The organism is Fictibacillus sp. NRS-1165 (genome assembly GCF_050468105.1).
GTDB lineage: Bacteria > Bacillota > Bacilli > Bacillales > Fictibacillaceae > Fictibacillus_C > Fictibacillus_C terrinigri.
Window position 1 is genome coordinate 82,422 of record NZ_JBDPNU010000012.1, and the last position, 12,864, is coordinate 95,285.

11 protein-coding genes and 1 pseudogene are annotated in these 12,864 nt (G+C 44.7%); 10 read left to right on the forward strand and 2 right to left on the reverse strand.

The genetic code is table 11. The annotated features are described in order from the left end of the window. The first annotated feature begins 6 nt into the window (after nucleotides 1-6). The 4 genes from ABHN01_RS04055 to ABHN01_RS04070 all read left to right on the forward strand — a co-directional run bounded on the left by ABHN01_RS04055 (nucleotide 7) and on the right by ABHN01_RS04070 (nucleotide 6,482). Nucleotides 7-2,016, forward strand: coding sequence for a CDP-glycerol glycerophosphotransferase family protein (locus ABHN01_RS04055; RefSeq protein WP_429874474.1), 2,010 nt, complete (start codon nucleotides 7-9; stop codon nucleotides 2,014-2,016). A gap of 209 nt (nucleotides 2,017-2,225) precedes the next feature. After that, nucleotides 2,226-3,512, forward strand: coding sequence for an ATP-grasp domain-containing protein (locus ABHN01_RS04060; protein ID WP_429874475.1), 1,287 nt, complete (start codon nucleotides 2,226-2,228; stop codon nucleotides 3,510-3,512). 1 nt (nucleotide 3,513) lies between these two features. Then, nucleotides 3,514-4,638, forward strand: coding sequence for a DegT/DnrJ/EryC1/StrS family aminotransferase (locus tag ABHN01_RS04065; protein ID WP_429874476.1), 1,125 nt, complete (start codon nucleotides 3,514-3,516; stop codon nucleotides 4,636-4,638). Beyond that, nucleotides 4,635-6,482: a glycosyltransferase family 2 protein gene (locus ABHN01_RS04070; protein ID WP_429874477.1), complete on the forward strand. Its 1,848-nt coding sequence runs from the start codon at nucleotides 4,635-4,637 to the stop codon at nucleotides 6,480-6,482. The genes ABHN01_RS04065 and ABHN01_RS04070 overlap by 4 nt, the downstream gene beginning before the upstream one ends. Nucleotides 6,483-6,568: 86 nt before the next feature. Here ABHN01_RS04070 and ABHN01_RS04075 read toward each other — a convergent pair whose 3' ends face one another. Continuing rightward, on the reverse strand, nucleotides 6,569-7,573 hold the full coding sequence (locus tag ABHN01_RS04075; RefSeq protein ID WP_429874478.1) for a trypsin-like serine peptidase: 1,005 nt from the start codon (nucleotides 7,571-7,573) through the stop codon (nucleotides 6,569-6,571). Between the two features lie 62 nt (nucleotides 7,574-7,635). On the opposite strand from ABHN01_RS04075, the gene ABHN01_RS04080 reads away from it, so the two are divergent. After that, nucleotides 7,636-8,055: a hypothetical protein gene (locus ABHN01_RS04080; protein WP_429874479.1), complete on the forward strand. Its 420-nt coding sequence runs from the start codon at nucleotides 7,636-7,638 to the stop codon at nucleotides 8,053-8,055. A gap of 49 nt (nucleotides 8,056-8,104) precedes the next feature. Here ABHN01_RS04080 and ABHN01_RS04085 read toward each other — a convergent pair whose 3' ends face one another. Further along, entirely contained in the window at nucleotides 8,105-8,338 is a 234-nt protein-coding gene (locus tag ABHN01_RS04085; RefSeq protein WP_429874480.1) for a hypothetical protein, read from the reverse strand. Nucleotides 8,339-8,609: 271 nt separating this feature from the next. Here ABHN01_RS04085 and ABHN01_RS04090 point away from each other — a divergent pair. From ABHN01_RS04090 to ABHN01_RS04110, 5 genes and pseudogenes are all read left to right on the forward strand, one after another. Next, nucleotides 8,610-9,575 (forward strand): annotated as a pseudogene (locus tag ABHN01_RS04090) (BMP family lipoprotein). Nucleotides 9,576-9,596: 21 nt separating this feature from the next. Next, the gene (locus tag ABHN01_RS04095; protein ID WP_429874481.1) at nucleotides 9,597-10,400 is read left to right on the forward strand and encodes a HAMP domain-containing protein; all 804 of its coding nucleotides are present in this window, start codon (nucleotides 9,597-9,599) and stop codon (nucleotides 10,398-10,400) included. Further along, nucleotides 10,397-11,245, forward strand: coding sequence for a methyl-accepting chemotaxis protein (locus tag ABHN01_RS04100; protein ID WP_429874482.1), 849 nt, complete (start codon nucleotides 10,397-10,399; stop codon nucleotides 11,243-11,245). Before ABHN01_RS04095 ends, ABHN01_RS04100 begins: the two co-directional genes overlap by 4 nt. A 258-nt stretch (nucleotides 11,246-11,503) precedes the next feature. Next, on the forward strand, nucleotides 11,504-11,650 hold the full coding sequence (locus ABHN01_RS04105; RefSeq protein WP_429874483.1) for a hypothetical protein: 147 nt from the start codon (nucleotides 11,504-11,506) through the stop codon (nucleotides 11,648-11,650). 489 nt (nucleotides 11,651-12,139) lie between these two features. Beyond that, a complete protein-coding gene (locus ABHN01_RS04110; protein ID WP_429874484.1) occupies nucleotides 12,140-12,856 on the forward strand; it encodes an HD-GYP domain-containing protein in 717 nt (238 codons plus the stop codon). Nucleotides 12,857-12,864: the final 8 nt, after the last annotated feature.

A 12,864-nucleotide genomic window follows, 5' to 3' on the forward strand; every position in this document is an offset into this window, starting at 1 on the left:
GAACGATTGAGAGTCTTTATCAAAAACGCCATGAAGAAGCTGATGCTTGGCCATCGAATCAGTCATATCGAGATAGAAGACAACCGCAAGCTGAAGGTTATGTTTGATCAGTTAAGCCACCTGTCCGGTAAAACATATCTTGTACTCAAGGACAAGGCGACGGGGCGAAGGCTGCAGAGTGAGATTCAAGGGAACAAGGCGTACATCAACCTGAACGAATTGCACGAGATGGCGGATGCAGGAAAGATGGATTTTTACCTGAAAAGCTACCTGTTCAACAGGACACTGCAGACACGGATTGCACATAACCATGATGTTCCGCTGTTTGAGCATATTGATGAAGAACGAAAGAAGAAGCTTCGTTTCTATAAAACGATTCGGAATAACCTTTCACTGATGACGGAAAAAACCTCGTTCCGCTGCACGCTCCAGGAGATCAAACCGATGGGGAACAACTTCTATCTTGCGGGTGAAGTGGAACCGCTGGAGGAGATGAAGCCGGCAACCGTTGAGATGGTGCTTGTCAGAAGGGATACGCGCCAGGGATTCGGCTACAAGTTTGAGCTTAAGAAGAAACCGGGCAGCGGGAACATGTACACCTTCAATGGAATGATTTTCATTGAAAAGCTGAGAAGCGCACTCGCGATGAACTCTCGCTGGGACGTTTTTTTCCAGCTCAGGGACGATAAAAACAACCTCATTCACCGTGAAATCATGAACACGCAAGGCTTCAGAAGCTATGAGCGGGAAGAGTACCGTTACCTTGAAACGGCACAGCTGAACGATGAGCATGTGGCGGTCCTTTACGCGACGATGGGAAAAAATAGCCTGGCTCTCTGGTATACCGACAAGAACCAGTATGCGAGAACCTTTCAGATCGCGAAAGGAAAAAGCATCTTTAATGAAGTGTGTGAAAGGGAAAAGCTGAACACCAGGATGGTTTTCTTTGAGAGCTTCCTGGGGAAAAACTATTCCGGAAACCCAAAGTACATATATGAAGAGATGATTCAGAACAGCCGGTTCAAAGACTACATTTTCGTCTGGTCCTATTCAGGTCCGAATCCGGAATGTATTCCAGGCAATCCGATCATCGTGAACCGCAGCTCCGAGGAGTATTACAAATTTTTGGCGCGCGCAAAGTATTGGGTAAGCAACATCATCCTGCCGATCCACCGAAAGCGGGAAGGGAACGTCTACCTGCAAACGTGGCACGGTACACCGCTGAAGAAGCTGGGTTTTGATATTGAGATCGAAGGGCCTGAAACACTGGCCCGTGAAAACTTCTATATCGAATCGCGGAACTGGGACTACCTCGTGGCGGCCAACAAGTATTCCAGTGATATTTTTAAACGAGCGTTTAAATTCGATAAGAAGGTGCTGGAGGCCGGGTATCCGGCGAATGATATTTTTTATCAGGGGGATACATCTTCCAAGGCGCAAAGGCTCAAGGAAAAACTCCTCATTCCTGCGTCCAAAAAGGTCATTCTTTATGCCCCGACATGGCGTGACAATGAGATGGCGAATTCCTGGGATCATACGTTTACTCTGCCGTTTAACCTTGGGGATATGTATCAAAGGCTGGGTGAGGATTATGTTCTCGTTCTGCGCATGCATCATCTCGTATCGGAAATGCTGGAGATCGATCCGAAATACAAAGGCTTTGTCTATGATTTTTCCAAGTATGATGACATCCAGGAGCTGTACACGCTGTCTGATCTGCTCATTACGGACTATTCCTCCGTGTTCTTTGATTATGCCAACTCAAGGAAACCGATCCTGTTCTTTGCGTACGACTTTGAATCGTACAGGGACAACATCCGCGGCTTCTATTTGGACATGGCGAGGGATCTTCCTGGTCCGATCATCCGGACAAGTGATGACCTGCTCGACGCGATAGAAAACATTGATTCAGTGAGTGCTCAATATGCTCAAAAATATGAAGACTTCTATAAGGAATACTGTTCTCTTGAAGAAGGAAATGCGGCGAAAACAATAGCTGAACTTGTGTTTAAGTAAAAGCAGCTTGGGTGAGGGGGGCTGAACCGCTTTATGAACCCCATTTGCTTCAAATCAGCCGGCTCTTAACATCGCCAGCGCCCCCCTGCTATAGAAAAAAAGACTTGAGGGTCCTTTTCAAGCATCAACATGCCCGATAAGAAAGATATTCAACAACAGTCTTTATAAGGTTTCGATAATAACCAACGTAAAAAGAGGTGTCTGCAGTTTTGAAGAAGAATGTCCTGGTTTTTCCCTGCGGTTCTGAGATCGGCCTTGAGATTAACAACGCCCTTCGATTTGTAAAGGGGTACAAGTTATTCGGCGGGTCAAGTGTTTCCGATCACGGAAAGTATGTTTATCAACACTATATTGATGGAATTCCGAACATCGACGCTCCGGATTTCATCGATCACATCAATGAAGTCGTGAAGAGGCATCACATCGACTATATCTTTCCCGCTCATGACAGTGCGGTCTTAAAGCTCGCCCAGCATCAGGATGTGCTCGATGCTGAAGTGATCACCTCGCCAAAAGAAACATGCGAGATCTGCCGCTCGAAAAAGAAAACGTACGAGTATTTCGCTGATTCTCACTTTGTCCCGGCCATGTACCGAACAGCTGATGATATTGCTGGATATCCGGTGTTCTTAAAGCCGGATGTCGGTCAGGGCTCTAAAGGGGTGGCTCTGGCGAAAACACGCAGCGAGCTGGAGTACCATATGGAGAAAAATAAAGATCTGCTTGCACTCGAGTATCTTCCGGGCAAGGAATATACGATCGACTGTTTTTCTGATTTTAACCGTGAGCTGAAGTTTGTCGGGATGCGTGAACGAAAACGGATCAAGAGCGGGATCAGTGTGAACTCGGCTTCTCTGGAACCGACGGCTGTCGTTCGGAAGATAGCAGAAGAGATCAATCAGAAGCTGAATTTCCGAGGCATGTGGTTCTTTCAAGTGAAGGAGGATCGACACGGCGAGTTCAAGCTGTTGGAGATCTCACCGCGAATCGCCGGAACGATGAGCCTGTACCGCAATAAAGGCATTAACTTTCCGCTGCTGAGCCTGTTTGATCGTCAGGAGTACAAGCTCGATGTGATCGAAAATCATTTTACGATCGAAGTCGACCGGGCGCTGATCAATCGTTTTACACTGGATTTTGAGTATGAGCGGGTATTTATTGATTTTGATGATGCGATTACAAAGGATGAGAAAATCAACCCATTGGTTATGATGTTCATTTATCAGTGCATCAACAAGGACATCGAGCTGGTCCTTATTACGAAGCATGCAAGGGATATCAGAGAAACGTTGACTCATTTAAAGGTGGACCGCAGCATCTTCAGCGACATCGTTCATATTACAAAAGAGGACGACAAGCACAAATATATTAAAAATGAAAAGCCATCCATTTTTATTGATGACTCCTACAGCGAGCGCAAGAAGATGAAAGAGATGACCGGAATGCCTGTTTTCGATTTGGATGCCATTGAATGTCTCATTGACTGGAGAAACTGACATGATGACTGAATTAAAGCTAGAGAAACCCATACAGGTGACAAAGCCGAAACTTCCAGACTTCGACATCTACCAGGAGTATATCCGGGGAATCTGGGAGAACCAGTGGCTCACCAACGATGGGCCGCTGCATGAAAACTTTAAAAAGAACTTAAGAGGATACTTGGGTGCCGATCACCTGGAGCTGTTCACGAACGGCCACCTGGCGCTGGAAACAGCGATTATGGCATTGGATTTGAAAGGCGAAGTCATCACGACTCCGTTTACGTTCGCATCTACGGTTCATTCCATCGTCAACTGCGGTTTGACGCCAGTTTTCTGCGATATTGAGAGGGACAACTTCACGATCGATGCCGACCAGATCGAAAAGCACATTACAAGCCGTACAAGTGCAATCGTGGCCGTTCACGTGTTTGGTCTGCCGTGCAATCTTGAGAGAATTGGAGAATTGGCTCAAAAGCATAACCTGGCGGTCATCTATGACGCGGCGCATACTTTCGGGGTAGAGGTGAACGGCAGAAGCATCGCCGATTATGGAGATGTTTCCATGTTCAGCTTTCATTCGACAAAGGTGTTTCATTCGATCGAAGGCGGACTTCTGGCTTTCAAGGATGGCGAATTAGCACAGAAGCTGAAAGCTCTGAAGAATTTTGGAATCACTTCTCCTGATTCGGTGGATTATGTAGGCACCAATGCCAAGATGAATGAGTTTCAGGCGGCGATGGGCTTGAGCAACCTGCAAACGATCGATGCGGATATCCATAAAAGGAAGCTCGTCCATGAGACGTACATCGAACATTTGAGCTCGGTGGAAGCGATCCGCCACCTGCCGAATTCCATGGTGAACGTGAAGCATAACTACTCGTATTTTCCGATCCTGCTGAATGATCAGGAATCAAGAGATCAGCTGCATGAATCGTTAAAGAATTACAACGTGTTTACGAGGAAGTATTTTTATCCGTTGTGTACGGAATTCAGCTGTTATGCGGAGTATAAGCAGGATATGCCGATCGCTTCTTCCGTCAGTGAACGCATCTTATGTTTGCCGATGTATACGGAGCTGGAAACAGAGATTGTCCAGCGAATTTGCAGCATAATCAGATACGAGTTGGGTGAAGGAAGATGAATAACTATAAACTGAGTGTCGTTGCATTAGTCTATAACACGGAAGAATTTTTAAGAGATTGCCTGGAATCTCTCGTTAACCAGACGCTAAAAGGGATCGAGATTATTCTGGTCAATGACAGCAGCCCTGATAACAGCCACCTGATTCTTGAGGAGTACCGCGAAAAATACGATAACATTACGGTCATTCATCAGGAGAACAGCGGAGGTGCGGTAGCCGGCAACAACGGTCTTAAACGTGCAACCGGAGAATATGTGACCGTCATGGATTCAGATGATATCGTTCCTTTGGATGCGTACGAGAAGCTGTATCGAAAGGCGAAAGAAACAGATTCTGATATCGTGATCGGGAAGCCGAACATTCTTGTTAATGGAATTCAGAAGGAGATCATCTATAAACGGGAACGTGATGTTTGGATGAGTCCGAGGGAAGTGAACCATCTTCTGGAGTTTCCGGATATCTTCTACGATGGCTTCTATTGGAACAAAATCTATAAACGCGATTTCATGATCGAGAACGAATGCTTCATGCCGCCGGGAATGCTGTATGCGGACCGGCCGATGGTCCATAAAGCGTTCACGAAGGCAAAGAAGATCAACATTATTACAGACACCGTCTACTTGTGGAGAAAACGTGAGGAAGAGACGAATAACAAGTCGATTACCCAAATGAAAAACGATATAAAAAATTTCCTCGACCGCATGAGCTCTTTGCAGCATCAATTGAATTACTTTGACAGCCTGCAGGATGAAGAACTAAAGACCGCTTTTCTGAAGCGAAATATTGACCGATTGTTCTTCCCGATCAAGGGGATCGTGGAGGATGAAACATTTAGGGACGTTTATTTGCGTGAAGTAAAAGCTGTCCTGAGTGATATAAAAAATGTGTATGACAATGATCTGGGTGTCCTAAGAAATCTTTACATCTACATGATCTTAAACGATCTAACGGATGAACTTCTGTCCTACCTGGCTAAAGAACCGACCGGGCCAATCGTCGAAGAAGGTGATCACTATTATTGGGCGCTGCCGTTGTTCAGGGATGGCTCTGGACGGATTCCAGATGAATTTTACCGTATTAAAGTGCTGCTTGCTAACTTTGTTAAAATCAGAAGCATACAGTACGAGGGACATCGCATATCAGTCAGCAGACTGAGAATTCCAAATGTTTTTGATGTGGAACAGGCATCTATCATTCTTAGATCCCGAACGGATGTTACAGATCGGATCGTATTGCCGCTCGTGCCGGACAGTGATGGGGGTTTCTCCGCTTCAGGAGAATTGAACCGCCAGCAGGAATCCAACATTTTCGATGTGTATGTGGAATTCAGGGATATGAACGGCACGGAAAGTATGTTCCGTATTAACAGCAGGATGGTGGAGACTCCGCTGACAGAGCAGAAGTCCAACAACAGAATATACTTTACGGGCAAGCAAAATTTATCGCTGCTCGTTTCAAATCTCCGAATCTCGCATATCACCTGTGATGACCAAAAAATCTGGCTCTCGGCTCCAGGCACGAACCCTAACATTAGTTTCTTTATGAGGGACAGGCGATCGAAGGAAAAGATTTTTTTTCAGAAGGTCGACGACTCACAGTTCCAGCTTCCATGGAAGTATTTTCTTGAGAGGCATGGTTCATATGATCTGTTCTACCGGCTGATCAATGATAATGTAAGAATCAGTGCCGCCCAGTTCGACCGTTTCGAACCTCAGCTTATCCGAATCGATGACCGATACATTGATCTGTATAAAACGGGCAATAACAACGTATCCCTCATGTCGTTTACAATGATCAACCGGATTGCGGGGAAATTGAAAAAGCTCATAAAAATGAAGAAGTAATAAAGCACATTTTGATGGTTTGGAACAGCAGAGGAGCTGACTCATAAAAGGGAGTCAGCTCTTTTTTACGTTTCCCTGGGTTATTTCTAGTACGGCAGGGATTTCCATTCATTTATAGTATTAACATGAGTTGAACCGAACTTGGCACTCCAATTGTACGTACTATTCACCGATATAATGGAGCTGGATCTTAAAATGGGCCCCCCGCTCATTCCACTTGTCACATACGAAGAATGAATAATGGCATTGTATTGAACATCAGTTATGGATCCAGCACTTTTATACAAATAATAGTATCCAGAACCCTCCCCTTTATCAGTGGGATACCCATATGAAATGATAGAGTTTCCAATTCCGGAAGCAGTCGAAGTGATAGGCAGATGATGGAAATGGCTGGAGTCAATTTTTATGACTGCGTAATCATATTGTACATCTCTTAAAAAGATTTTCCCTTGGCCGGGAGGAGTCGAGTTTATCCATCCGATTGGCGCATAAGCTTTGGTGGATGACCATCCGCCGTGAAGGAGGGTACTATTATTATCCGCAGGATAGACAGACCAATAGGAATGGAATTTATGAGTATATGCATCAAATACACAGTGAGCTGCAGTAAGTACGGTCGTTTTGTTTAAAAAGGTTCCGGAGCATACATACCAATCGCCCCTTGCATCTTTAAAATCAATTTGTGCCATCGCGTTGTACGGACTTGCATCCGTTTTTGTCACTTTCACTCTATCATCTTCAGAAAATGGAGGAACTGCAGAACTGGTCAATGAAATTCTGCTATTAAGAACTGGGCTATGTTTTCCTTGTATAATGTCCCCTTGAGAACTAACAGACATAAATTTATTTTGTATATTTTTTATTCTTATTCGTTCACTTGCACTAAATTCTTTTACAGGGTTGAGTTTAGCACTTTTAAGTTTTTCATTTAATCTCGAAGCTTTCTCTTTTTCCAGTTTTAGCAAATCGATGTTATCATAGAGCTGACCAGTTCCTCCATATTTTTCTTGTCGGAAAGGGACTGCCTTGGGAGTGAACAGAGGAGCAACAATGAACATACATAACAATAAAAAGCTAAGTTTCTTCATATTTCACATCACCTCCTAATACGTTAATGTAACAATCTGAAAATAGGAAAAAAGGAGGAGTTATGCTGAAATACCTTAAAAGTATCTTGCTTATCATTTTGTTAGCAAGCTGTTCTTCCCCAGGAGAAAAGGACCATTTAAGGTCCAAGGAGATCACCTTGCAAATTGTTAATACACAGGAAAAAAATCAGCATTACTTACTTACGGTTACAACGGATGGAACAGAAACAGATCAGTCCGCTGTACTGCCAAAAAGTCTTTTCGTCATTACAAATGAAAATAAAGAAGCAAGGGTAAAGTTAAATTTGAATTCTAAATACACCATTAAAGCAGCGAAGACCCCTTTAACAAACATCGATGAATTCCAAAACAAGAAAAAAAGAGGACAAAAAGTGGCAGGTCCCCTTTTAGCAAATGTTGATTTCACACCTACCAAAGATACAGACACATTGAAAATAAAAATAAATAACGATAATCATTAAAACAGATCGCTCAGAGTGAAAACAAAGCAGGCCTAAACCTGCTTTGTCATTAATAGTCCTTCTTCTTTTTCTTTTTGCAATCACATTTAGTTGGATACCCCGGATCATAGGTCTCTTTTTTCGTTTCTTCTTTATAAACATGGCGAGGGACATATTTGATATGTTCTCTTTCAATACGGATGACAGGATGAACGAAGGTTACTTCTTCTTCAGTATATTTGTCGGAAATAATATACTTGGTATCACAATAGATCTTTTTACCAGATTTTTTTTCTTTTCCCATTTAGAACACCTCCCTTCACTCTATTAAATGCAAATAGCAGAGAAGTGGATACGGACAAGTTGATCACTATTGAAAAAAAGGCCATGAACTGATAAACGCAAAACTGGTATCCTGCGGGATGCTAGTTTTATAGGGAATAAATTTGTGGCTTATGCCTGGGCGCTTTTTTTGTTATTGCAAGAAAATTTAAACATTTATCGTTCCTGTTAACTTTCGACAATTTTTGCCGTTATTACTAGAGTAGTAAATTTACTGAGTAAGGGTGAAAAGGATGAAACAATATACAGTGATTTTGTTCATAGCGGCCGCTTTGCTTTTGAGTTTGAACGGCTGTTCGACTGCGAAAGAGCCGGCCTTTGCCGCTAAAAAGAGAGTCAAGATCGGTATCATGCTGTCGGATGCAGGGCTTGGGGACCAGTCATTTTCCGATGCAGGGTTTGCCGGTCTGGAAAAAGCGCGCGACGAGCAGGACATCGTCTTCAACTATCGTGAGCTTAAGTCCAGCGAGAGCTATGAAGCGGGGATTCAATCTCTTATAAAAGAAGGGAATGACCTTGTGATCGGGCTTGGATTCGCCATGCAGAAGGATTTGGAAAAGGTCGCTCAAAAGTATCCGAAGCAGAAATTCCTGCTCATTGATTCTCAGTCCAAGCTTTCCAATGTCTATTCCGTTACCTTTAAGGAGGAAGAGGGATCCTACCTCGTCGGGGCGATTGCCGGAATGAAGACGAAAAGCAATGTGGCTGGATTCATCGGAGGAGTGGATGTTCCGCTGATCCGGAAGTTTGAAAAAGGCTAGAATCCCAAGGCAAAAGTGATTTCTGAATTTGCGGGAACGTTTGATGATGATAAGCTTGGCGAAAAGATGGCTAAAAGGATGATCACCAAGAGGGCGGACTATATTTACCCTCCGGCAGGATTTACAGGAGTGGGAGCCTTGCTGGAAGCACAAAAAGCAGGAGTCTATGCTTTTGGTATCGATACGGACCAGTATTACCTCGCAGAAAAAGCGGTTGCCACTTCCATGGTGAAGAAGGTGGATGTCGCGATCTATCAAGCGGCAAAAGAGATGGCTAAAACAGGACAATTAAGAGAAAAAGACAGCGTTCTCGGCATAAAAGAGGGCGGCATCGATATTGCACCGGTTCGGGTGATTCAACTGAACGCCAAGCAGCAAGCCAGATTGAATGAGTTAAAGGAAGGAATCTCTCAGGGAACGATTCACATCCAGCTGTAGAGGCGAGAAGGGGCTTACACCATGAAATTGAAAACTAAAATATTAATGATATCGATCGTGCCGCTGCTGCTGTCTGTCATCATCATCGGTTACAACATTTTTGGAATGACGAAACTGAATTCATCGACCGAAAAACTAGTAAACATTCTCGTTCAAGTAGAAGAGCTGAACAGCTCCGCCAAGAGCCTTGAAAAATCATTAAGTGCGTACTCCCTGAACATTTCAGCGAGCAATACGAACGATGTGACCAATGATTTTCAAATACTCACTTCTGATTACAAGATGCTGAGAAAAGGGCTGACCGATAAAAAACAATCGCAGCTGATCGAACGGATCGGCAGTAAATTCGATGAGCTTAAAAGCGAGTCCGATACGGCTGTAAAAGAAGGTGATCAGGCCGTGATCAAACGGCAGTCTCTCAGGAAAAAAGGATTGATCAATGATGTGTACCAGCTGAAACTGCTGATCAATGACGAGTACGAATGGATGCAGTCCGATTTAAAGGAAGGGATCAAAGGAATGATTCTATTCTCCATGATCGCTCTTATCGTCTTGGTCATCGGCAGCCTTATTTTTTCCATCAGTATCACCCGCAAAATTGTAACACCGCTGAAAAAAATTACGGAGAACGCTGAGGAAGTTGCGAACGGAAATCTGGCTGTGCCGGCTGTTGCGGTTCGGACGAGAGATGAAGTGTTTGCGTTAAACCAGTCGTTCGCTCAGATGATCGATAACTTAAGACCTGTTATTACCCAAGTCGGAAATGGATCTGGACAGGTTGCTGCTTCAGCAGAACAGCTGATGGCAAGTGCGATGAAACGATGAAGGGCAACGAATTGATTACGGCGTCCATTCAACAGGTTTCGGAAGGGGCCGAAAGTCAAACAAGAATGTCGAATGAATCCGTTCGCTCAGTAGAGCAAAGCAAGAACGCGGTGGGGCAGATCTCAGAAAATGCTGCCTTGGTGCTTGAACTGGCCGAGAACGCCAGTGAACAGACCCACCACGGCTCGGCACTCGTGCTTGACACCCTTGAGCAGATGGATTCCATTCACCATTCGGTGGCAGGAACCGACCAGGCATTAAATGATTTAAGCCAGCGTTCCGTAGAGATCGGTTCCATTCTTAACATCATCCATGACATCGCTGAACAGACGAATCTGCTTGCACTCAATGCCGCCATTGAAGCAGCACGCGCAGGAGATGCCGGTAAAGGGTTTGCCGTCGTAGCGAATGAAGTCCGCAAGCTTGCCGACCAGACACGAAAATCGGTGCTTGATATCTCAAAAATGACGAAACACATACAGGAAGAAACGAAAAATACGGTAGCCTCAATCCATGATGTGAAGGAAAAAGTGGACTCAGGATTGGAGATCGCTCAGAAGACCAATGAATCGTTTACGACCATTCTTAACGCGATCGTCCAAGTGACAGAGCAGATCAAGAAGATCTCCTCTACATCTCAAAAGATCAATGAGGAAGTGAACCACGTTTCCGGCCATGTTTCGGAGATGTCGAACGTAGCAGGAACGACATCCGCCAGCGCGATGGAAGTAGTCGCAGCTTCAGAAGAACAGCTGGCTAGCATGGAGGAAGTGAATGCGGCAGCGACCGCTCTCACCAATCTGGCTGAAGAGCTGCAGGACGTCGTATCGAAGTTTAAATTATAGTTTAATAATGCCGGGGGCAGCAGCCCTCGGTATTTTTCTGCTTTATAAAAAGTAAAGGCCATTGGACCAATAATAGGTATATGACTATACGTTTTACGTAAACGACCGGGAGACATGCACAACATGACTTTGAATATAATTACTTGCCATTGAGCTGCCATTCGTGCTGCTCTCTATACTTATTGCCGCAGCAGCGTCTTATACGGCGCTCAGCCTGGGAATACGAATACATAGAACGAAGGGAAAGCTGCGTTACTTATGGCTATGGGGTGGATTAAGAACGCTGATACGGCTATGTACCGGGTAAAAGAGGAAGGAAGCAATCATTTTCAATTTTATACGCCAGGGATGAACGAGGCCCTGTCCCGTAAGATCAAGCTGGAGATCGCCTGCGGAAAGGGCTGAAGACCAGCGAGTTTACCGTTTGCTGCCAGCCGCAGTTTAATATTCATTCCGATGTGCTCGTAGGTGTGGAAGCTCTTTTGAGCTGGGAACATAAAGAGCTTGGGATGAAGGCTTATATTCAGCAAAACAAAGCGCGAAATCAGGTTCGATTTACCTGAAGCAAACACAAGAATTGGGGGAAATGAGGCATGGATCAGGTAAAGGTTGAAATAGGGCAAGAGCTGTTAGAAGATCTGTATTCCGTAGCAGCATCCTGCTCCTTCGAAAAGGAACGATCATCAACGAAATTCATATGCGGCTGCTGGCGAAGTATGATGTGCATACGATCAAAAGGAACAGCATCAAGCAGAAGCCACTGTCAGAGGAGGAAAAAGTGAAAAAGGTATACCAAGAGACTTTTTTAAAACTGAAAGAGCAGTATGCTTCCATTTATAAAAAGGAAGTTTTAACGAATGAGGTGCGGTCTGCATAAAAGAGGCGTTCTCTGGGTTGGACACCAGGGACAACATCTCACTCATTCAGCTGAAGGAGCAGCTCAGCCAGGATGAATATTTGTATCAGCACAGTCTGAATGTTGGCCTCGTCGCAAAAAGAATAGGCCAGGTGCTGTATGTGAGCAAGAATGAACAAAACATGCTGGCACAAATGGGCATCTTTCATAATGTGGGCAAATTCAAGATCGACCCGGCCATCCTGAACAAACCGGGGCGATTGACGGGCGAAGAGTATGAAACCATGAAAAAGCATCCCCAGTATGGCTACAATCTATTAAAAGATGCGGGGCTCCCTCAGGAAATCCTGCTGGGTACACTGATGCATCATGAACGGCTGGATGGAACGGGGTATCCGAATAAAGTGTCTTCGCACATTCCCTTTTTAGTCCGGATCCTGTCTGTGGCGGATACGTTTGATGCCATCTGTTCCAGAAGAGTCTATAAAAACAATCGATCGATCTTTTTTGCCGTCGATGAGCTCATTAAGGACGCCAGGCAAAACCGATTGGATATTGATGTTGTCATACCGTTCGCCAACTATTTGATGAAAGCCCTGAAAGAAAAAAAAATTCCGCTGCGCAACGGGAAAACCGCTGAGATCCGGCATGTGTTCCCGGACAGTCCCAACCAGCCGATCCTTGAGGTAGAAGGCTATCTGCCGCTGAATTTGAAGGAATCCGGATTGACCCTCTTGCAGGTGGCGAGTGTTTGAATGATTGA

Excerpts from the sequence above, each read along its gene's own strand:
- ABHN01_RS04065 (WP_429874476.1), top strand. The coding sequence starts at position 3,514 with ATGATGACTGAATTAAAGCTAGAGAAACCCATACAGGTGACAAAGCCG.
- ABHN01_RS04070 (WP_429874477.1), top strand. The coding sequence starts at position 4,635 with ATGAATAACTATAAACTGAGTGTCGTTGCATTAGTCTATAACACGGAA.
- ABHN01_RS04075 (WP_429874478.1), bottom strand. The coding sequence starts at position 7,573 with ATGAAGAAACTTAGCTTTTTATTGTTATGTATGTTCATTGTTGCTCCT.
- ABHN01_RS04080 (WP_429874479.1), top strand. The coding sequence starts at position 7,636 with ATGCTGAAATACCTTAAAAGTATCTTGCTTATCATTTTGTTAGCAAGC.
- ABHN01_RS04085 (WP_429874480.1), bottom strand. The coding sequence starts at position 8,338 with ATGGGAAAAGAAAAAAAATCTGGTAAAAAGATCTATTGTGATACCAAG.
- ABHN01_RS04095 (WP_429874481.1), top strand. The coding sequence starts at position 9,597 with ATGAAATTGAAAACTAAAATATTAATGATATCGATCGTGCCGCTGCTG.
- ABHN01_RS04100 (WP_429874482.1), top strand. The coding sequence starts at position 10,397 with ATGAAGGGCAACGAATTGATTACGGCGTCCATTCAACAGGTTTCGGAA.
- ABHN01_RS04105 (WP_429874483.1), top strand. The coding sequence starts at position 11,504 with ATGGCTATGGGGTGGATTAAGAACGCTGATACGGCTATGTACCGGGTA.